17 protein-coding genes and 5 pseudogenes are annotated in these 18,633 nt (G+C 69.5%); 12 read left to right on the top strand and 10 right to left on the bottom strand.

Annotated features, from left to right (window positions below):
- Positions 1-41 precede the first annotated feature (41 nt).
- The 5 genes and pseudogenes from soxC to ACQ86J_RS17770 all read left to right on the top strand — a co-directional run.
- The gene (gene soxC, locus ACQ86J_RS17790) at positions 42-1,838 is read left to right on the top strand and encodes a sulfite dehydrogenase (protein ID WP_431272129.1); all 1,797 of its coding nucleotides are present in this window, start codon (positions 42-44) and stop codon (positions 1,836-1,838) included.
- Between the two features lie 256 nt (positions 1,839-2,094).
- A complete protein-coding gene (locus tag ACQ86J_RS17785) occupies positions 2,095-3,213 on the top strand; it encodes a molybdopterin-dependent oxidoreductase (protein WP_431272128.1) in 1,119 nt (372 codons plus the stop codon).
- 11 nt (positions 3,214-3,224) lie between these two features.
- Positions 3,225-3,536, top strand: a complete 312-nt coding sequence (locus ACQ86J_RS17780) for a hypothetical protein (protein ID WP_431272127.1) — start codon at positions 3,225-3,227, stop codon at positions 3,534-3,536.
- 80 nt (positions 3,537-3,616) lie between these two features.
- On the top strand, positions 3,617-4,060 hold the full coding sequence (locus tag ACQ86J_RS17775) for a DUF983 domain-containing protein (protein WP_431272126.1): 444 nt from the start codon (positions 3,617-3,619) through the stop codon (positions 4,058-4,060).
- Between the two features lie 120 nt (positions 4,061-4,180).
- Positions 4,181-4,399, top strand: a pseudogene (locus tag ACQ86J_RS17770) (transposase); the annotation flags it as partial.
- Between the two features lie 235 nt (positions 4,400-4,634).
- Here ACQ86J_RS17770 and ACQ86J_RS17765 read toward each other — a convergent pair.
- Complete coding sequence (locus ACQ86J_RS17765; RefSeq protein WP_431272125.1) at positions 4,635-5,462, bottom strand: AraC family transcriptional regulator; 828 nt, start codon at positions 5,460-5,462, stop codon at positions 4,635-4,637.
- Positions 5,463-5,623: 161 nt separating this feature from the next.
- Between ACQ86J_RS17765 and ACQ86J_RS17760 the strand changes: the two genes are divergently transcribed.
- The 6 genes and pseudogenes from ACQ86J_RS17760 to ACQ86J_RS17735 all read left to right on the top strand — a co-directional run bounded on the left by ACQ86J_RS17760 (position 5,624) and on the right by ACQ86J_RS17735 (position 10,594).
- Positions 5,624-6,943 (top strand): tetratricopeptide repeat protein, encoded by a 1,320-nt coding sequence (locus tag ACQ86J_RS17760; protein ID WP_431272124.1) that lies wholly within the window; start codon positions 5,624-5,626, stop codon positions 6,941-6,943.
- Between the two features lie 74 nt (positions 6,944-7,017).
- The gene (locus ACQ86J_RS17755; RefSeq protein ID WP_431272123.1) at positions 7,018-8,247 is read left to right on the top strand and encodes an MFS transporter; all 1,230 of its coding nucleotides are present in this window, start codon (positions 7,018-7,020) and stop codon (positions 8,245-8,247) included.
- A gap of 1 nt (position 8,248) precedes the next feature.
- Positions 8,249-9,373 (top strand): flavin monoamine oxidase family protein, encoded by a 1,125-nt coding sequence (locus ACQ86J_RS17750; protein WP_431272122.1) that lies wholly within the window; start codon positions 8,249-8,251, stop codon positions 9,371-9,373.
- Positions 9,374-9,443: 70 nt separating this feature from the next.
- A pseudogene (locus ACQ86J_RS17745) lies at positions 9,444-9,656 on the top strand (alcohol dehydrogenase catalytic domain-containing protein); the annotation flags it as partial.
- An 85-nt stretch (positions 9,657-9,741) separates the two neighbouring features.
- Complete coding sequence (locus ACQ86J_RS17740) at positions 9,742-9,960, top strand: hypothetical protein (RefSeq protein WP_431272844.1); 219 nt, start codon at positions 9,742-9,744, stop codon at positions 9,958-9,960.
- Positions 9,947-10,594 carry a cupin domain-containing protein gene (locus ACQ86J_RS17735; RefSeq protein WP_431272121.1) on the top strand — a complete coding sequence of 216 codons (648 nt, stop codon included), beginning with the start codon at positions 9,947-9,949 and terminating at the stop codon, positions 10,592-10,594. Before ACQ86J_RS17740 ends, ACQ86J_RS17735 begins: the two co-directional genes overlap by 14 nt.
- Before the next feature lie 298 nt (positions 10,595-10,892).
- Here the strand turns inward: ACQ86J_RS17735 and ACQ86J_RS17730 are convergent, their stop codons facing one another.
- The 9 genes and pseudogenes from ACQ86J_RS17730 to ACQ86J_RS17690 form a co-directional block, all read right to left on the bottom strand.
- On the bottom strand, positions 10,893-12,083 hold the full coding sequence (locus tag ACQ86J_RS17730) for an oligosaccharide flippase family protein (RefSeq protein ID WP_431272120.1): 1,191 nt from the start codon (positions 12,081-12,083) through the stop codon (positions 10,893-10,895).
- A gap of 7 nt (positions 12,084-12,090) precedes the next feature.
- Positions 12,091-12,159 (bottom strand): annotated as a pseudogene (locus ACQ86J_RS17725) (hypothetical protein); the annotation flags it as partial.
- A gap of 150 nt (positions 12,160-12,309) precedes the next feature.
- Positions 12,310-12,528, bottom strand: a complete 219-nt coding sequence (locus tag ACQ86J_RS17720; protein ID WP_431272119.1) for a hypothetical protein — start codon at positions 12,526-12,528, stop codon at positions 12,310-12,312.
- A gap of 41 nt (positions 12,529-12,569) precedes the next feature.
- Positions 12,570-13,340 carry a thioesterase domain-containing protein gene (locus tag ACQ86J_RS17715; RefSeq protein ID WP_431272118.1) on the bottom strand — a complete coding sequence of 257 codons (771 nt, stop codon included), beginning with the start codon at positions 13,338-13,340 and terminating at the stop codon, positions 12,570-12,572.
- Complete coding sequence (locus tag ACQ86J_RS17710; RefSeq protein WP_431272117.1) at positions 13,292-13,717, bottom strand: AMP-binding enzyme; 426 nt, start codon at positions 13,715-13,717, stop codon at positions 13,292-13,294. The genes ACQ86J_RS17715 and ACQ86J_RS17710 overlap by 49 nt, the downstream gene beginning before the upstream one ends.
- Before the next feature lie 222 nt (positions 13,718-13,939).
- A pseudogene (locus tag ACQ86J_RS17705) lies at positions 13,940-14,269 on the bottom strand (AMP-binding protein); the annotation flags it as partial.
- A gap of 109 nt (positions 14,270-14,378) precedes the next feature.
- Positions 14,379-14,906 (bottom strand): annotated as a pseudogene (locus ACQ86J_RS17700) (AMP-binding protein); the annotation flags it as partial.
- A gap of 208 nt (positions 14,907-15,114) precedes the next feature.
- Positions 15,115-16,263, bottom strand: coding sequence for a condensation domain-containing protein (locus ACQ86J_RS17695; protein ID WP_431272444.1), 1,149 nt, complete (start codon positions 16,261-16,263; stop codon positions 15,115-15,117).
- 280 nt (positions 16,264-16,543) lie between these two features.
- On the bottom strand, positions 16,544-17,698 hold the full coding sequence (locus ACQ86J_RS17690) for a hypothetical protein (protein WP_431272116.1): 1,155 nt from the start codon (positions 17,696-17,698) through the stop codon (positions 16,544-16,546).
- Between the two features lie 246 nt (positions 17,699-17,944).
- On the opposite strand from ACQ86J_RS17690, the gene ACQ86J_RS17685 reads away from it, so the two are divergent.
- On the top strand, positions 17,945-18,616 hold the full coding sequence (locus tag ACQ86J_RS17685) for a glutathione S-transferase family protein (protein WP_431272115.1): 672 nt from the start codon (positions 17,945-17,947) through the stop codon (positions 18,614-18,616).
- Positions 18,617-18,633 lie beyond the last annotated feature (17 nt).

Genomic DNA, 18,633 nt, shown 5'->3' with positions numbered 1-18,633 from the left:
TCTGTCACGCCAGGTCAGGAACCAGCACCATGAGAGCAGGCTTGAAGGATACGGGACATCCGAAGGACCACCGAGGCCCGTCGAGGCGCCTCATCCTGGCAGGCGCGGCCGGCAGCGCGATGGCCGGGCAGGCGGCGGCCGATACCCTGGCCGATGTGCCGCCGCGCGGGCCTGGCGCGCCGCTCTCCGCGACCAGCGAGCGGTCCGAATACGTGCATCTTTTGCGGATTCCGGAGTCCACACCTGGCCGCCGGCCGGTCGACCCGAGCGAGGCGATCAATCCAAAAACGCCGCTCGACAAGTTGGTCGGCACGATCACCCCGGCCGACCTGCATTACGAACGCAGCCATGCCGGCGTGCCCGATATCGATCCCGCCCTGCATCGACTCCTGGTCCATGGCATGGTGAAGCGCGACCTCGTCCTCACCATGGACGACATCCTCGCCATGCCCTCGACCTCGCGCGTCGCCTTCCTGGAATGCACCGGCAATGGCTGGGAGAACTGGAAGACCGCGCCCCCGGACGTGACGGTGCAAAACACGCATGGACTGGTCAGCACCAACGAATGGACCGGCGTGCCGCTCGCCTTCCTCATCGACCTCGTTGGCGTCGATCCGGCATCGACCTGGATGCTGGCGGAGGGCGGCGACGGCTCGGCGGTCGCCCGCAGCATACCGCTGACCGACGAGATCATCGCCGAGGGCATGCTGGCCCATGGCCAGAACGGCGAGCCGCTGCGGCCCGCGCATGGCTTCCCGCTACGGCTCTTCCTGCCGGGCTTCGAGGGCAACCTGAACATCAAGTGGCTGCGGCGGCTGAAATTCGGCGACCGGCCCTTCATGACGCGATGGGAAACGGCGCGCTACACGCAGCTCCAGGCCGATGGCTCGGCGCGGCAGTTCCAGCTGCGGCAGGAGGTGAACTCGGTGATCACCTCCCCTTCGGGCATGATGCAGATCCGCCCCGGCCATACCCGCATCACCGGCCTCGCCTGGAGCGGCCATGGCCGCATCAACCGGGTCGAGGTCAGCACCGATGGCACCAGAACTTGGCGCGACGCCACGATCGCCGGGCCCGCTTTGCCCAAGGCGCAGACGCGCTTCCAAGCGGACTGGGCCTGGGACGGCAGCCCGACGAAGATCGTCAGCCGCGCCACCGACGAAAAGGGCAATCTGCAGCCTGACCGGGCGAGCTTCATCGCGAGCACCGGGACAAATGCCCTGTTCCACTACAATGCCCAGCAGACCTGGGCGATCGATGCCGGGGGAGGGTGCGCAATGTCCTGGCCTAGGTCCGCTGCGCTCGGCGTCGCCGCCGTGTTCGCCTGCGCACTCGCTGCTGCCGCGGCGGAGTTCGGTCGCCCAGCCAGCCCGGACGAGATCAGGTCCTGGGACATTGATGTCCGGCCGGATGGCAGGGGCCTGCCGGATGGCCGCGGCAGCGTGACCCGCGGCGGCCAGGTCTTCGAGGAAAGCTGCGCCGCCTGCCATGGCGCGAGTGGCCAGGGCGGCATCGCCGACCGTCTCGTCGGCGGCAATGGCAGCCTGGCTTCCGCCCATCCGGTCAAGACGGTCGGGAGCTTCTGGCCTTATGCCACGACGCTTTTCGACTATGTGCGCCGCGCCATGCCCTATCCGGCACCGCAGACGCTCAGCGATGACGATACCTATGCCGTCGTTGCCTATATCCTGAACCTGAATGGGCTTCTGCCGACCGACGCGACCCTCGACCGCGTCAGCTTGCCGGCGATCCGCATGCCGAACCGCGATGGCTTCGTGCCGGACAAGGAATTCAACGTCATCCACAACGCCCGGCAGTCTTCCGCGGGCAAGCCGTGACGCATGCTCTCCCGCCGCGATCCACCGGGGTCCAGTGATGGGCCGCACGGGCCGCGGCAGAGGTCGGGATCCCACGCCTGCTGGCCTGCCCATGCTTGAACCTGCCGCAACCGAAGCCCGGCCATCGACCTTCAGGCGATGCAGCATCCAGGAATGGGGTAAGGGGAAGCACATGACCATCATCAGTAGGCGCGCCGTTGTGCGGGGGGCCGCGGCTTGCAGTCTTGCCATACCGGCATTGGCCCGGGCCCAATCGGTGACGCTGCCCTTCGGCAACGGCGAGAGGCCGCTGGTCGGCTACCCGCAGAAGCGGCCGCTCATCCGTCTCACCTCCCGCCCTCCGCAACTCGAAACGCCCTTCGCGGTCTTCGATGGTGGCCTGATCACGCCGAATGATGCGTTCTTCGTGCGTTACCATCTCTCGGGCAATACCCCACCACAGGATCTCGACCCCGAGACCTATCGGCTCGCCGTGAAGGGCGCGGTGCGAACGCCGCTATCGCTTTCGCTGGCCGAGTTGAAGGCAATGCCGGCGAAGGAGCTCGTCGCGGTGAACCAGTGTTCCGGCAATAGTCGTGGCTTCTCCAAGCCGCGCGTCGCCGGCGGTCAGGCGGCCCATGGCTTGATGGGCAATGCCCGCTGGCACGGTGTGACGTTGAAGTCTGTGCTGGATCGTGCCGACATCGCCGCCGGCGCGGTTCAGGTCAGTTTCAATGGCCTCGACGAGCCGGCGGCGCCGGACACGCCCGATTTCACCAAGGCGCTCGATCTCGACCATGCACGGGATGGCGAGGTGATGCTGGCCTGGGCGATGAACGGTTCGGAGTTGCCGATGCTGAATGGCTTCCCGCTGCGCCTGGTGGTTCCGGGCACCTACGGCACCTACTGGGTCAAGCACCTGCACGAGATCACCGTGCTGGAGAAGCCTTCGGACAGCTTCTGGATGACCTCGGCCTACCGAATTCCGGACAATGACTGTGCCTGCGTGCCGCCCGGCGCGGCTGCACCAAAGACCCGCCCGATCGGCCGCTACAACGTCCGCAGCTTCATCACCAGCCCGCCCGAAGCCGGCAAGGTCGTAGCCGGCCAGGAAACCGCGGTCAGGGGCATTGCCTTCGACGGCGGCTCAGGCATCGCCCGCGTCGAGGTCTCCGCCGATGCCGGACAGCACTGGACCGAGGCGCGGCTGGGCGAGGATCTCGGCAAGTATTCATTTCGTGGCTTCGAGGTGGCCCTACGCCTGCAGGCCGGGATGCATCGCCTGATGTCGCGTGCGACGAGTCGCGACGGAAGCACGCAACCCATGGAGCCACGCTGGAATCCGCCGGGATACATGCGCAACGTGGTCGAGACCGTCACCGTGGTAGCGGCGTGAGGACGATCGACATGCGCGACTTCATGATTGCCATGGCCCTGGCCGCCGCATCGGCCGTGACCGCCGCCGCGAAGCCGGTCCAGTACGACCTGCCGGAGGAAACGGCGGAGTTCGCCCCGGGCCCGGGGCTCGATGCCGTTCAGGCCAACTGCGTGGCATGCCATTCAGCGGACTACATCTCAACTCAGCCCCGCAACCTCCGTGATCCTGCCGCCTTTTGGGCAGCCGAGGTGAGCAAGATGCGCCACAGCTACGGCGCGCCGGTGGAGGAGGCCGACGTGCAGGCGATTGTGGCCTATCTCGTCGCCACCTACGGCCGGTAGCTGTCCCTGCAAGGCGAATGAATACGACGTCGCGTTGCAGCAGCGACTCGATCACCGCGCAGGGGTGGACCGACAGGAGGGTGAACGCTTCCATGACAGCAGCTTCAGCGCTTCAAAGTGCCGCGACTGCGACCGACGCGCAGATTGCCAAACGATCTGTGCCGAATCTCTGGCTTGAGATTCGTCGCGGTGCCTTTCGGACATGCCCGGCCTGTGGAGAAGGCAGGCTATTCTGCGGCTACCTTGCGGTGATCCCGACATGCTCGGTGTGTGCCAACGACAACGAGCAGTATCCCTCGGACGATTTCGCACCCTACGTCACGATCTTCCTGGTGCTGCACCTTATGGTGCCGATCCTGCTCACCGCCGACCGGATTTGGAATTTGCCGATGGGACTTGAGCTGGCCATCGCGATCCCGATCTTTGCAATCGCAACGCTCGCCTTGTTGCCCTTTGCCAAGGGCGCCGTGATTGGCTTTGCATGGTCGCGCGGGGTGACCCGTAAGCCCGTGGTGTTCTCGTAGTCCGTCTGCGCGGCCTCCGGATCGGCCGTCCTGCGCCAGGTCGCCAAGCGTGGGCGGCGACCCCCGGCCCAGCGGAGTCAGCTGTGCGGTCGGAGATTGCTGCTCGGTGCGTCGCAAGGCGACCGGGCCCGCGACTTCCTGGCCCGCTCCATCAAGGGCGACTGGCTCTGCCTGCGGCTTGACGCGACCTCGGTGACGATCCGCGAGGCCGGGCGGATCGTCCCTGTCGCGGTCACCATCGCGGTGGGCGTGAACGCCGAGGGCCGACGCGAGGTCCTCGGCATGGCGGTCGCCAGTTCGGGGGCGGAGCCGTTCCGGCTCGCCGACGCAGTGCGTCGACCCGCCTTCCCTTGAACCCGCCGCGGCCTGATCACCGGGAGCCAACGCTCCTACACCACCACCCGGGACACGGCCCGCCCTGTCCGCCGCTTGCGCCGTTCAGAGCTTTTCGGCCGCAACCCGACGGGCCTGTCACGCCGGCAAGGTGCGTGGTGCGCCCGGCGGAAGCAGCCGGCGCTCTCCGCCGCGCCCGAGCCGATCGGGGTACATCGCCGTGCTGTGCCAGCTGCGCGATTCAGGACAGGCGTGCGACGACCGCGCCCGGAACCCGGGCGCTCCGCCTCGTCGCATGCCCCCGCGTGTAGGCCTGGGGGCTGCAGCCCATCTCGATGCGGAACGCGTAGATGAAGGCCGAGGTCGAGCCGTAGCCGAGTTCCATCGCCACCTGGGTCACGCCCAGGCCACCCCCCAGCAGCTCGATGGCCTTGAAAAGCCGCAGCCGGCGCCGCCAGGAACGCAGGCTCATGCCCAGCTCCGCCTCGAAGCGCCGCGCCAGGGTGCGGCCCGACATGCCGAGCTCGCGGCCCCAGTCATCCGGCCCGCGTTCATCGGCAGGATCAGCATAGAGCGTCTCGCACAGCGTCCCGAGCGTCCCGCTGCTCGGCCATGGCAAGGCTCCGGCCAGGGGCGGCGCCCGCCGCAACTGGTCCAGGAGCAGCGCCGTTACCCGACCGGCGTAGCCACCCTGGTCTGCCTGCCCCTCGATCTCCGCCGCCTCGACGATCAGCGCCCGGAGTAGGGGCGAGACGCCGACCACGGTCGGGCTGAGGGGCAGGCTTCGGCCGGCCTCGTCGGCAATCCACAGGCTGCGGAACTCGGCGCCGAGTAGCGACCCAACCCGGTGCCGCAGCCCAGTCGGCAGCCAGACCGCCTGCTCGGGTGAGATCACGAGCGACTGACCCTCAACCGCCACCGTCAGCACGCCGGAGATTGCGTAGACCACCTGGTGCCAGGCATGCGCGTGCTCGGGGAAGTAGTGGCGCGCCGGGATGGACTGGGCCCGCACGGTCATCGGACCAGGCGCCGTGAGCCCCGGGGGTGCGGCGATCGTCTCCCATCGCATGGCCAGCGGCCTTCTTTGTCCTCTATTCTACATGGTTTGTCGCCCAGTCGAAATACAGACATTTGACGGGCCGGTATACGTGGTTGGTCAACGGCGCTGATGCCGCACCCAACCGCCCGGGCCGCCACCCGCGACCACGCTCTCAGCAGGAGGATTCCGCCATGGCCCGCATCGACCGCCGCGGCCTGCCGCTCTCCACCACTTCCGACCTCGCCGCCGAGCGCTACCGCGAGGGCGTGGACCTCCTGCTCTCCGCCTGGCCCGGTGCGGCGGAAGCGCTCGAGGCGGCCGTCGGAGCCGACCCGGACTTCGCCCTTGCCCATGCGGCGCGCGCCCGGCTGCACGCGATCCGCGCCGAGCCGGCCGAGGCCAGGGCGCGGATCGCCACGGCGGCGGACCTCGTTGCCCGACGGGGAACCGAGCGGGAGCGGAGCCATGTCGAGGTCCTGTCGCTCGCCATCGGCGGCCAGCCGGCCAAGGCGCTTGAGCGCGCCATCGTGCATCTCGACGACTGGCCGCGGGACGTCCTGGTCCTCTCGCTGCCGCTCGGCGCCTTCGGCCTCTTCGCTTTCTCCGGCATGGCGGACCATGACCAGGCCCGCGTGGATCTCTGCGAGCGGCATGCCCGGCATTTTGCCGAGGACGACTGGTGGTTCCTCACCTACCGAGGTTGGTCCCATGCCGAAAACGGCGCCATCGCGCATGGCCGCGCCCTGACGCAGCGCGGCTTCGAGCTGCGGCGGGAGAATGCGAACGCGGCACACGCGCTGTCCCACGCGCTCCACGAAGCCGGCGCTGGCCAGGAGGCCGAGGCGCTGATCGCGGGCTGGCTGCCGAGCTACGACCGCAGCGGCCCGCTGCACGGCCATATCGCCTGGCACTCGGCCCTGGCCGCGCTGGAGCGTGACGACCCGGAGCGCGCGCTGGCGATCTACGCTGAGAACGTGCAGCCCTCCGTCTCGGCGGGGATGCCGGTGAATGTGGTAAGCGACACAGCCTCCTTCCTCTGGCGGTTGCAAGCCTACGGGCATGAGGTCCCAGCGGGGCTGTGGCAGGCGGCGGTGGCCTACGCCGCGCCGGCCTTCCCGAAACCCGGCTTCGCCTTCGCCGACGCGCATATGGCGATTCTCGAGGCCGCCGCCGGCGACCGGGAGGCGGTGGCACGCCGGGCCGCAGCGTTGACGCAACTGGCCGAGGCAGGCAGCCTCGGCGCGGGGCCGGTGGCGCCGGCGATCTGCCGCGCCGCGCTCGCCTTCGCCGATGCCGACTACGCCGGTTGCGCCCGCATCCTGGAGCCGGTCGCGCGCGAGGTGGTGCGCATCGGCGGCAGCGGCGCCCAGCGCGAAATGCTCGAGGACATGCTCCTGATCGCCCTGTTGCGCAGCGGCGGGGCCATGAAGGCGCGCGCGCTGCTCGACCGCCGCCTGCACCGTCGCCCCTCGCCGCGCGACACGCGCTGGCTTGGCCGGCTGGGCGCCTAGGGCGTCCCGATGACCGCAGGGCTGCGAGGCCCTAAGCTCTGTATCGGGCCGCCCGACAGACAGGAAGGAATCCCATGTCACACGCCCGAGCCGCCCCGGTCGACGGGATCGCGTCTCCTGTCGTCTTCGAGCATGAGACCAGCAATGTCGCCCGGTTGACGATTGCGCAGGCGCTCGCCGGCGCCAACGCGACGGTTGTCTATGCCACCGGCGCGATTGTCGGTCACAGCCTGGCGCCGAGCCCGGCGCTGGCGACGCTGCCGATCTCCGTTTTCGTGGTGGGCATGGCCGCCTGCACCTTGCCGGCCGGAGCCATCGCCCGGCGCCACGGCCGCCGTGCAGCCTTCCTGGCCGGGACCGGCTGCGGGGTGCTCGTCGGCCTGCTGGGTGCACTCGCGGTGCTGCTGGGCTCCTTCTGGACCTTCTGCCTCGCCACCTTCTTCGGCGGGGCCTATGCCGCAGTGGTGCTGTCCTTCCGCTTCGCGGCCGCCGATTGCGTGCCGGCGGCACGGCGCCCGCGGGCACTCTCGCTGGTCATGGCAGGCGGCGTCTTCGCCGGCGTGATCGGGCCCCAGCTGGTGACGCACACCATGGACTTGTGGGTGCCCTATCTTTTCGCGGCCACCTTCCTGGCCCAGGCGGGCGTGGCGGCGCTCTCGGCGCTCGTCCTGCTCGGCGTCCGGCTGCCGATGCCGACCGCGGCGGAGATGGCCGGCGGCCGTCCGCTGCTGGCCATCGCGCGCCAACCGCGCTTCATCACCGCGGTGATCTGCGGCGTCGTTTCCTACCTGCTGATGAACTTCCTCATGACCGCCGCGCCGCTGGCGATGCGGCTCTGCGGGTTGTCGCAGGAATCCGCCAATCTCGGCCTGCAGTGGCACGTCATCGCCATGTACGCGCCGAGCTTCTTCACGGGTCGCCTCATCACCCGCTTCGGCGCACCGCGCGTCGTGGCCGCGGGCTTCGTGATGATCGCGGCCGCCGCCGTCGCCGGCCTGCTCGGCCAGGATACCGGGCATTTCTGGGGCAGCCTTGTGCTGCTCGGGCTCGGCTGGAATTTCGGCTTTGTCGGCGCGTCCTCGCTGGTGCTGGAGTGCCACCGGCCGGAGGAGCGAACGCGGGTGCAGTCGCTCAACGACTTCGTCGTCTTCGGAACGATGGCGGTGGGCTCCTTCGCCTCCGGCGGCCTGCTGACGGCCTATGGCTGGAACACGGTGCTGTGGGTGTCCTTCGGCCCGCTCGCGCTCGCGGTCGCGGCGCTCGCGGTCACGGCCGCGATCCCTGCCCGCCCAGCGGCAGGCTGAGATGGTGGTCGTCATCGTCGGCGGCGGCCTCGCAGGACTTCACGCCGCGCGGCTTCTCCATGCCGCGGACGTGCCGTTCCGCCTGATCGAAGCGCGCGAGCGGCTCGGCGGGCGCATCCTGTCGGCGGACACGGCGGGTCATGCCTTCACGGACGGCTTCGATCTCGGGCCGTCCTGGTTCTGGCCCGAGATGCACCCGGAGATGGCCCGCCTCGTGAGTGCGCTGGGCCTGGCGGCCTTCCCGCAGCATGACGATGGCGATGTGCTGGTCGAGCGGTCGCGCAGCGCGCCGCCGCAGCGCCACCCGGGCTTCCGGCAGGAGCCCCGATCCATGCGCCTCGCCGGCGGGACCGGCACGCTGGTCCGGGCCCTCGCCGCAGGCCTGCCCGGCGATGCCATCCACCTTGGCGCGCAGGTGACGCGGGTCGCGCTCGAGGCGGCGGGCGTCCGGCTGACCCTTCGCGGGTCCGAAGGCGGCGAGGCGGGGCTGCTGGCCGGTCAGGTCATCCTCGCCCTGCCGCCGCGGCTGATCGACGCAACGATCGCCTTCGCGCCTGCGATCGAGCCCGCCACGCGGCTGGCCTGGCGGGACACCGCGACCTGGATGGCGCCGCACGCAAAGTTCTTCGCGTTCTACGAACGCCCCTTCTGGCGTGACGCCGGTCTCTCCGGCATGGCGCAGAGCATGGTCGGGCCGCTGGCGGAGATCCATGACGCGACGACGGCCTCCGGCGCCGCCGCGCTGTTCGGCTTCGTCGGCGTGCCGGCAGACGGGCGTGCCGCCATCGGCACGGAGGGCCTTGCCCAGACCTGCCTCGATCAGCTCGCACGGCTGTTCGGGCCAGCGGCCGCGCGGCCCGGCGTGACGCTGCTGAAGGATTGGAGCGCGGATCCGCTGACAGCGACGGCGGAGGACCGGCGCGGCGGCGCGCATCCCCTGCCGCGGCAGGGCTCCTGGGTCACCGGCGCCTGGCAGGACCGGCTATACCTTGCGGGCAGCGAGACCAGCGCGGTCGCGCCCGGCTATCTCGCGGGTGCCCTGGACGCGGCGCAGCGGGCCGTGGCGCAAACCCTTGGACGGATCGAGCGAGGCAATACCGCGATCCCGGCCCTGGGGGGCGCATGAGGTTGCGCTGCCCAGCACAAGCGGGTGCAGCTCGCAAGGCTGCGGTCGTGATGCGTGCGTGGAGATCCTGATGGCGGAAGTCTGCCATGCCGTGCAGGTGACGCTCCCGGGCCTGCTCGAGCTCGTGGCTCGCCCCGTGCCCAACCCGGCTCCGGGCGAGGTGCTGATTGCGGTCGAGGCCTGCGGCATCTGCGGCGCCGATATCGGCGATATCGAGAACTCCGACCCCGCGCGGCCGCTCCTGCGCGTGCCGGGGCATGAGGTGGTTGGCCGCATCGTCGCGCTCGGCGAGGACGTGTCGTCCATCTGGAAGCCGGGCCAGCGGGTCGGCGTCGGACGGCTTGGCGGCCTTGCGGCGAATGCGCGCAATGCGCCAGGGCCGCTTCAATCTCTGCCGCAACCAGCGCGTCGTGGGGTCCAGCCGCGACGGCGGATATGCGGAGATGATGACCGCGCGCGGCACCGCCCTGGTCTCGATTCCGGAGGAACTCGAAGCCGAGACGGACGCCGTCCAGCGCGTGATGTCGGGCGAAGTCCGGTTCCGGATAGTCCTGGTGACGAGGGAGAATGCCCATGCGCCTGAATGACGACCTGTCGAAGCCCGTCATCATCCACGCCGGGCGCATGGATTGGGTGCCGAGCCCGGCCGCCGGGGTCGATCGCCGGATGCTGTTCCGCATTGGCGGAGAGGTGGCGCGCGCGACATCCATCGTGCGTTACGCGCCGGGCAGCGCCTTCCCGCGCCACGCCCATGGCGGCGGCGAGGAGATCCTCGTGCTGGAGGGCGTCTTCCAGGACGAGCATGGCGACTATCCGGCAGGCTGCTACTTCCGCAACCCGCCCGGCACCTCGCACGTGCCCGCTTCGAAGGAAGGCTGCACGATCTTCGTGCGGCTCTGGCAGTTCCGGGAGGGCGATGCCGCGCAGGTCGTCCGCCAGCCGGGCGCTGAGCCCACGACCGTGCTGTTCGACGACGGGCATGAGGCCGTTCGCCTGCAGCACTGGGCTGCCGGCGCGGCCGTCGATGCCGACAACCCTCGCGGGCTGGAATTCCTGGTGCTCTCGGGCGGCCTGACGGTCGGCAGCGAGAGACTGGAACGGCAGGCCTGGGGCCGCCTGCCGGTCGGCACCCGCCTCAGGGGCGTCGCCGGCCCGGCGGGCGCCCGGCTCTGGCTCCGCGACGCGCCGCTGCTCCACTCCGATGTCCTGGCGATGCCCTGAGCGGACGCGGCCGTCATCACCAAGATCATCACTTTCGGCACCCGGGCGGGATGACCCACGAGAGAGCGCTGGCCGCGTCTACCTCACCGAGCGGGTCACTCGGCTCGCCAATGCCGTGCCTCAACGCGGGGCAGGCCCCAAGGAGATTGCCAAGGCTTGCCTCATTGCCGCAGCCGCCAAGGAGGTCGTGCGGCCAGACAGCCCTGTCCATGTACCAATGCCGATACGCGGCGCCTGAGGCGGACCAGGGGCGGCCGCATCAGATCCGCCATGATCCATGTCGCGACCGCCGCGTAGATCAGCAGTCCTGCGAGCATGGTGCAGGCCAAGCCGACGAAAGGCGACAGAAGGGGAGCAGCACCGCAGCGACGACAAGCGTCAGCCCGGCCATCAGCACCGATGCCAGCAGCGGCTGTAGGGCGCTGCCGATCACGACATCCAAACCGATCGCCGCCTTCCGCGACAACAGGGCCCAGCCCAAGGGGAGGAGGAGATAGGCGCGCGCCAGGTTGGCGATCACGAGGCCGGCAATGCCGTAGTGCGCGCCCAGTGCGGCTCCGGCAATACCGACCAGGAATTGCAAGGAGGACCAAGCCAGCACGTGTCCCGGATGCCCTGACGCGCTGAGGACCACCGGCATGAGGATATTGAAGTGCAGCGCCACGACGCTGAGGCAGATAAGCTGCAGGAGGTGCCCGGCTTCCTGCCACTGCTCGCCGAAGATGAGCGAGATGAGGTCGGGTGCCACCACGAAGGCCCCGGCGAAGGCCGGATAGATGATCGCGGCGGATAGCCGGCCAAGATCGCCATAGGTCTTCCGCCGAACCGCCGGATCCGCCTGCATGCGCGAGAAGAGCGGCAATGCCGCTTGCTGAAAAGGTGCAACGGCGACCTGTATCAGCACATCGACGCATCGGTTTGCGATGCGCAGGGTGGCGACCGCGACCGGTCCAGCCAGGAAGCCAGCGATCAGGTCGATCGCTCGGCCATTCGCTTGCAACAGAAGTTGCGAAGCCATCGACCTCAGCCCATAGGCCAACAGCGCGCGGCCTTCGAGACGGTCGAAGCGAAGCCGCGGCCGCCACCTATAGGCAAGCCAAGCGCCGGCAGCGAAGACGAGGCTGGCACTGATCCGCTGCGCTAGCATCCCGTTCGCACCGCCACCGGCGAGTGCGACGCCGATACCGATGGCGCTGCTCACCACCGTTGCTGTCAGGAGGCGGAACACGAGGGAGCGAAATCCGAAGGTGCGGGTCAGCCGCGCGGCATGGATGGACCCGAGCGGCGTGATAGCAAGGACCGATGACAGGAGCAGGAGGGCATGCGCTAGGCCGGGTACGCCGAAGAAATGCTCCAGCGGACCGGCCAGGGCCGCACCGATGGACGCGAAGACGGCTCCCCCGGCAAGGCCGCACCAGAAGGCGGTGTCGGCCGCCTTCTCCGACAGCTTCCCGTCGCTGGACCACCGCGTCTGGGATTCCCCCGGCAATCAGTTGCAGGATGTCGTTCAGGACCATGGCGAGGGCGAAGACGCCAAACTCGACGGCCGAGACCAGCCTGACCATGACAACGAAGACGATGAAGCCGAGCAGCTGGTTGACGATCGAGGCCATGAACGCCCAGCGCAGGGCGGAGGCCATGACACCCGTGATCTCGGTGTCCTTCACGCTAGCGCGGCCCTACCCGGCCCGGGTGCAACACGGCCGGGATGTCGCTCATGCCGAGGTCAACACGGCCTCGGGTGCCCGCGGCTGCCTGGCCGGATGCTGCCGGGCCTCGAGCGCCCGGGACAACGCGTCTGCCAGGAACGGCGCCCGCCCGACATCGATGATCGTCGCGTGGTTGCCCGGCACGTCGTACACCGCCGGCAGCTTGTCCGCCACCGCGCTCCAGCCGAGGGAATATTCGTCGCAGGGCCAGTAGAAGGGCTGCACGCGCGCGCAGTACGGCGACGGGGACCAGGCAAGGCAAGGGCTTATAGGCCTTGTAGGCGCGGGCATGCGCCTGAAACAACGGATGCCACTGCGCGTCCAGCTTCTCCAGGTCGAGCAGCACGGCGAGGTCGGACTGCTGCCCGCCCACGAGCCGCCGGACGCGATGCCAGGCGCGGCGCAACTTGCCGCGCAGCTTCCCGGCATCGAAGGCTGCCGCCTCGTGCCGGACGTAGCGGGGCAGGTTGGCCACCCAGGCGGAGGCGGTCGGAAGCGCATTGCGCCAGGTCACGCGCCAGTTGCGCCAGCGTGTGTCGATCACCACCAGCAGGCCGATCGTATGGCCGCGCTCGACCAATTGCCTCGGCCATCTCGTAGGCGATGACCGCGCCCATGGAATAGCCGCCGAGATAGAAGGGACCTGCGGGCTGGCGATCCAGCATCGCATCCACGTAACGGGCCGCGATCCGCTCGATACTGTCATCGGTACCGTCCGCCCGGATCCATCGCAGGCCAAGGAAGGGCCTGTCCTTTGGCATGTGCGACGCGAGGTTGCGCAGGTTCATGACATGCCCGCCGATACTGTGGACGCAGAAGAAGGGGGACTTCTCGCCATGTGGCTGAAGTTCGACGATCCGTTCTTCCCTGACCCCGGCTGGCTCTGCGCCGGCCAGGAGCTGCGCCAGCCGCCCGACGGTCAGGCCGCCCGCAAGCGTCTCGATGGTGAGGTACCGGCCATAGCGCGCCTCAACCTCCGCAAAGAGGTTCAGCAATGCCAGGGAGTCGCCGCCCAGGTCGAAGAAGTCGGTCTCCACCCCTGGTACGGGGCGCTGCAGCACCCCTCCCAGAGGTCAGCCAGCTCCCGCTCGAACGAGGTGGCCGGCACCCGTTCTCCGGCACCGGACGTCTGCTCCGTCCTTGGCTCCGGCAGTGCCTTCCGGTCGATCTTGCCGTTCGGCGTCATCGGCAGGGCATCGAGCCAGACAAGGGCGGCCGGCACCAGGTGCGGCGGCAGGCTCCGCCCGAGCGCGCTGCGCAGCGGCCCTGAGTCCCGCTCGGCACCCGCAGATGCCACGACATAGCCGACCAACCGCCGCGTCCCGGTGGCATCGGCGCGCAGCATCACCACGGCGGCGTCGATGCCCGGGAGGGCGCGGATCGCGGCCTCGATCTCGCCCGGCTCGATCCGCATGCCGTTGAGCTTGATCTGGTCATCGGCACGACCGAGGAACTCGAGCTCGGCATCCGCGCGCCAACGAACCCGGTCCCCGGTACGGTACAGCCGGCCGCAGCTGAGGCGATCTGGCCCGAAGCTGTCCGGCACGAAGCGCGCCTCGGTCAGTTCCGGCCGCCCGAGATAGCCGCGGCTCACGCCCTGGCCGCCGATATACAGCTCCCCGATCGCGCCGGGCGGCAGCAACTCGCCCGCCGGGTCGAGGACATGCAGCGTGGTGTTCAGCAGGGGGCGCCCGATGCTCGGCTCCCCGCGGTCTTCCGGCCTGACCGGTGCCCAGCTCGAGAACACCGTCGTCTCGGTCGGGCCATAGCAGTTCAGCAGCCGGACCGCCGGCGCCGCGGCGAAGATCCGGTCGGCGAGGTCGCGCGGCAAGGCCTCGCCGACCAGGATGATGGTGCCGGTCCGGGGCGGCAGGTCGCCAGTGCGCAGCAGCGCGTCGAGCACCGAGGGTCCGGTGTTGATGAACCGGATCTCCGGCCAGGCGGGCGCCCCGCGGGCGACGAGCAGGTTCTCGACCAGGATGATGCGCCCGCCGCAGGCGAAGCGGCAGGAACACCTCGAAAACCGAGATGTCGAAATCGAGCGAGGTCGAGAGCAGCACGCCTTCCCGCTCCGCCGGGCCGATGAGCTCGGCGCCCCAGCGGATCAGGTTCACCACGTTGCGGTGCTCGACCCCGACGGCTTTCGGCTTGCCGGTGGACCCGGAGGTATAGAGCACATAGGCAAGGTCGCCGGGCCGTGGCGGCTGCAGCTCGGCCTCGGCTTGGCCATCGGTCCCGGCATCCAGCAGCAGCAAGCGCGCGCCGCTCTCGGCGAAGCCCGCGGCCAGCGCTGCCGTGGTGACAATCAGCGGCGCCTTCGAGTCCTCGACGATGAAGCGGATGCGCTCGGCCGGGTAGGCCGGATCGAGCGGCAGATAGGCGCCGCCGGCCTTGCGGATGGCGAGCACCGCGACGACCAGTTCGGCCTGGCGCGGGAGGGCGAGGCCGACCGGCACGCCCGGGCCGACCCCGAGCGCGGCGAGGCGCCGCCCGAGCAGCGCGGCGCGGGCGTGCAGCGCGGCGAAGCTCAGTCGCTCCGTGCCGCAGACCAGTGCCTCGGCCTCCGGCGTCCGCTCGGCCTGGGCGGCGCACAGCGATGCCATGGTTTCGTCGGGCAGCGGCTCGGCATGCTGGCCTGCCGCCAGCGTCAGCAACTTCTCCCGCGTGCCGGGGGCCAGGATCGGCAGCCGGCCGAGCGGCCGCGCCGGATCCTCGAGGCCCTGCAGCAGCAGCGTCTCGAGGCAGGCGGCGAAGCGCGCGGCTTCCGCCGTGTCGATCAGGCCGGAATCGGTCTCGATGGACAGGACGGCGTCACGGCCGCCGCCCGTGTCGGCCAGCGTCGCCATCCAGGGCGTGCCGAAGCCGGCGGTCAGGTTCGCCATCTCCACCGATCCGGCCTCGAAGCCGAAGTCGTAATGGACCGGCAGGTAGTTCACCAGGGCATCGAAGAGCCAGGTCCGTCCCTGGCGCAGCAATCCGAGGGCGCCGCCGAGGTCGCGGATCGGGAAGCGCCGGTGCCGGTAATCGCACCGCCGGAGCCGCTCGACGGCGAGCAAGGTCTCGCTGACCGGCAGTGCGGGGTCGAGTGCGAGCCGGAAGGCCATGTGCTGCATGCGCGCGCCGATCAGCTCGCCGGCGCCGGGACTGCTGCGATCTCGCCAGGGAGGTGCCGATGACCATGTCGCTGCGGCCATAGAGCCGCGCGAAGGCGCAGTAGGTGACGGCCAGGAAGGCCCCCGCCGTCGTCGCGCCGAGGGCCTTCGCCTGCGCGGTGAACCGGTCCATCGCCGGCCGCGGCAGGATGATGTCGCGCAGCTCCGCAATGCCCGACCGTCCTCGCGCCGAGCTGTGCCGGTCCTTCTCGACCAGCGGCGGCGGCAGTGGATTCAGGCGCTCCAGCCAATAGCCCCGGTCCTTGGCGTAGGCAGGCGTTGCGGCATAGGCCGCCTCGGCCGCGGCCAGGTCGCCCGGCGTGGCCGCCCGCAGCTCAGGCAGCGGGATGCCGAAGCGCATCGCGCGGTAGCGCGCCGCGGCGCGCGCGGTGAGCCGCGCCATGCCCACGGCATCCATGATGATGTGGTGGTAGGCCTGGAACCAGATGATCCGGTCGTCAGCGACCCGCAACAGGGCGAAGCGGTAGAGGGCCGGATCATGCAGGTCGAATGGCGCCGCCAGCGCGGCCTGCATCCAGGCTGCGGCCGTCGCGTCCGGATCCTCCGCCCCCCGCAGGTCATGGTCCTGCAGGTCCAGTGGCGCGGGTGGCGCATCGAGCGTCAACCGAAGCCCGGGACTCTCCGCGACCGTCGCGCGCAAGGCTGCCTCGAAGATGTCCGGCCGCAATGGGCCCGGGATCGTGACGCGCTGCCCGATGGTGAAGATAGGCTTGCCAACGAAGAAGAGTTGTTCGAGCCAGGCTGCCGTTTGCGTGGTGGACAGATGAGCCGGCAAATCACGAAGCATGGTCACCCCGGGGGATCTCGTCTGCAGCCTGGACGCGGCGTGGAGCACGCCGCTATCGCCATGGATCTCTCATCCGCGGCGTTGCGCCGGGAAAAGCTTCAGAGGCTTGGCGCTTCCGAAAAGGTCAGCGAAGCGCGCGCACCAGCCGCGTCGAGGCGGGCCGGGCGAAACCGTGCGTGTCTGCGATCCGGTGACTGCCAGCCAAGGGCACACTGTCAACGCGCCGGGACAGGGAATCTGGCTCGCTGGCCCTCAGGGTTCATCGGCGCTGCTTCGACGGTCAAGACGCGCCTGTCGCGGACGATTCCAAGGGCCAATCACGTAGGAACAGTGCCGCCCAACCTTCGGAGATTTCGATCCAGTCGCGGAAGCCCTCGAAGGTCGTGGCGAAACGCCGGAAGCGGCTGACGGCGGTGCCCGCGGCCATGGCGTAGCTGCGGCAGTCCCGGCAATCGAGGTTCGGACTGCAGCACTTGCTTTGGCTGGTGGTCAGGTCGACCCGCACATGCCGGTGCCTGCCGGTGTTGCGCGTACCGCAATCCGTTGCCCAGCCCGTCACAGGGTCGATGCGGTAGAGGCCGGCCGGGTCGGTGACCCAGCGATTGTAGGCTCCCTTATAGAGCACGGTGCCGGGATAGCGCGCCGACACCGCATCCAGCGTGTCGCGGATGCGCAGCAGGTCCGCCGGGGTCGGGGCGAGATGCCGGTCCGGCGTGCTGATGCGGAAGGTGGCGTCGTCGTTGCCGGCCTGGGCTTCCAGCTTCCCGCGATACTGCATGGTCGGGCTGAACAGGCTGAAGGACAGGCGGGCACCCTCGGCCGCACAGCGCTCGGCTACCGTCCAGGTCGTCTCGATGTTCAGCGCATTCACGGTCATGATGAAGCGTGCGCGCGGGTCCTTGCCGAACAGGCGGAAGGCGCGATCGTAGCTGCCGGCACCCCGCAAGGCCGGGGTCGAGGCCTGGTCGCCCCAGATCGAGACATGGATGGCGAAGGGCAGGTCCGGGTCGATCGACACCGTGCCGTTGGTGAACACCACGCCGCGCCCGATGTGCCGCGCCGCCATGCGCAGGCGGGCCCGCTGAAGCGCTGGCTCCGCCCCGGCAAGATAGGCGAAGTTGACACCCCGCGCCTTTTCCGCGGCGAACAGGGCGTTCCAGGCGTTGTCCGCCTCGGAATCCTTGTGGCCGGCCCGATCGGAGCCTTCGAAATAGAGACAGCCTTCGCAGCGCAGGTTGCAGACGTCGGACACGTCGTAGTTGCTGCCGACGATGCCGCCGGCCAGCCGTCTCAGGCGGTCATATCGTGGCAACAGCGACGGGTCGCGGGCGAAGTGCCGGGCGAGCATCGCCGAGGGCGGTGACAGCACGTCGATGGATGCAGCGGATTTTTCCCGCTCGCGCTGCGGGCGAGCCGGCGCATCGGCGACAATCATGATGTAACCAAGGGTTGAAAATTCTCCGGAACACAAGCCGGAGAGTTGTTAGCTCATTTATGTGTCGAAGAAAGCCGGATTCAGCGAAGGCGGTGTTTTTTGTTTTGGTCTGAAACAAGTTGGCCGGTCGCTCGGCATCGGCAGGTCGTTGGCCCAGCAGGCTGGCCGAGGGGGGCTGGGCGTTCCGGGCGTGGGGCGTCGAGGCCGCCCGGCATCTGCGCTACCCTCGACCGATCCGGGGAGGCCATGATGATCGTGCTGCATCACTGCTCCGACGCGCGTTCCTTCCGGCCGCTCTGGGCGCTGGAGAAGCTGGGGCTGCCCTATGCGTTGCGCATGCTGTCCTTCCCGCCGCGCGCCGCTGCGCCGGACTACCTTGCCATCAATCCGCTGGGGACCATTCCCCTGCTCGAGGACGGCGACGTGCGCATGACCGAGTCGGCGGCGATCTGCCAGTATCTCGCCGGCCGCTACGGTCCTTCGTCCCTGAACGTCGCACCGGAGGAGCCGGGCTATGCGGCCTTCCTGAACGGCCTGCATTTCGGCGAGGCGACGCTGACCTTCCCGCAGACCCTCGTGCTCCGCTATCGACGCCTCGAGACTCCGGAACGGCGGCTGCCGCAGGTCGCGGAGGACTACGAGCGCTGGTTCCTCTCCCGCCTGCGCAAGGGCCTCGGGAGGCTGGAGGGCGGCTTCTACGCCGCGGGCCGGTTCACCGCGGCCGATATCTCCATCGGCTATGCCTTGCTGCTCGCCACCCGGCTCGGCCTGGCGGAGCAGTTCACGCCGGAGGCAGCGGAGTATTGGGTGCGGCTCTCGGCGCGTCCCGCATACCAGCGGGCCCGGGACGCGCAGCAGGCCGCACTGGCGGCCCAGGACGTGCCGCCGACCGACCTGAAGGCAGGACCGCCCTCATAGGCTCGGCATGGCCGCAC

Origin of the sequence: Dankookia sp. P2 (genome assembly GCF_050632255.1) — a bacterium.
Classification (GTDB): Bacteria; Pseudomonadota; Alphaproteobacteria; order Acetobacterales; family Acetobacteraceae; genus Paracraurococcus.
Note: the sequence above shows the minus strand (reverse complement) of the source record. Positions and strands in the feature narration are given on the sequence as shown.

Coding starts and splice junctions, on each gene's coding strand:
- ACQ86J_RS17780 (WP_431272127.1), top strand. CDS start 3,225: ATGCGCGACTTCATGATTGCCATGGCCCTGGCCGCCGCATCGGCCGTG.
- ACQ86J_RS17765 (WP_431272125.1), bottom strand. CDS start 5,462: ATGCGATGGGAGACGATCGCCGCACCCCCGGGGCTCACGGCGCCTGGT.
- ACQ86J_RS17760 (WP_431272124.1), top strand. CDS start 5,624: ATGGCCCGCATCGACCGCCGCGGCCTGCCGCTCTCCACCACTTCCGAC.
- ACQ86J_RS17755 (WP_431272123.1), top strand. CDS start 7,018: ATGTCACACGCCCGAGCCGCCCCGGTCGACGGGATCGCGTCTCCTGTC.
- ACQ86J_RS17750 (WP_431272122.1), top strand. CDS start 8,249: ATGGTGGTCGTCATCGTCGGCGGCGGCCTCGCAGGACTTCACGCCGCG.
- ACQ86J_RS17740 (WP_431272844.1), top strand. CDS start 9,742: ATGCGCCAGGGCCGCTTCAATCTCTGCCGCAACCAGCGCGTCGTGGGG.
- ACQ86J_RS17735 (WP_431272121.1), top strand. CDS start 9,947: ATGCGCCTGAATGACGACCTGTCGAAGCCCGTCATCATCCACGCCGGG.
- ACQ86J_RS17710 (WP_431272117.1), bottom strand. CDS start 13,717: ATGCGGATCGAGCCGGGCGAGATCGAGGCCGCGATCCGCGCCCTCCCG.
- ACQ86J_RS17695 (WP_431272444.1), bottom strand. CDS start 16,263: ATGCTTCGTGATTTGCCGGCTCATCTGTCCACCACGCAAACGGCAGCC.
- ACQ86J_RS17690 (WP_431272116.1), bottom strand. CDS start 17,698: ATGATTGTCGCCGATGCGCCGGCTCGCCCGCAGCGCGAGCGGGAAAAA.
- ACQ86J_RS17685 (WP_431272115.1), top strand. CDS start 17,945: ATGATGATCGTGCTGCATCACTGCTCCGACGCGCGTTCCTTCCGGCCG.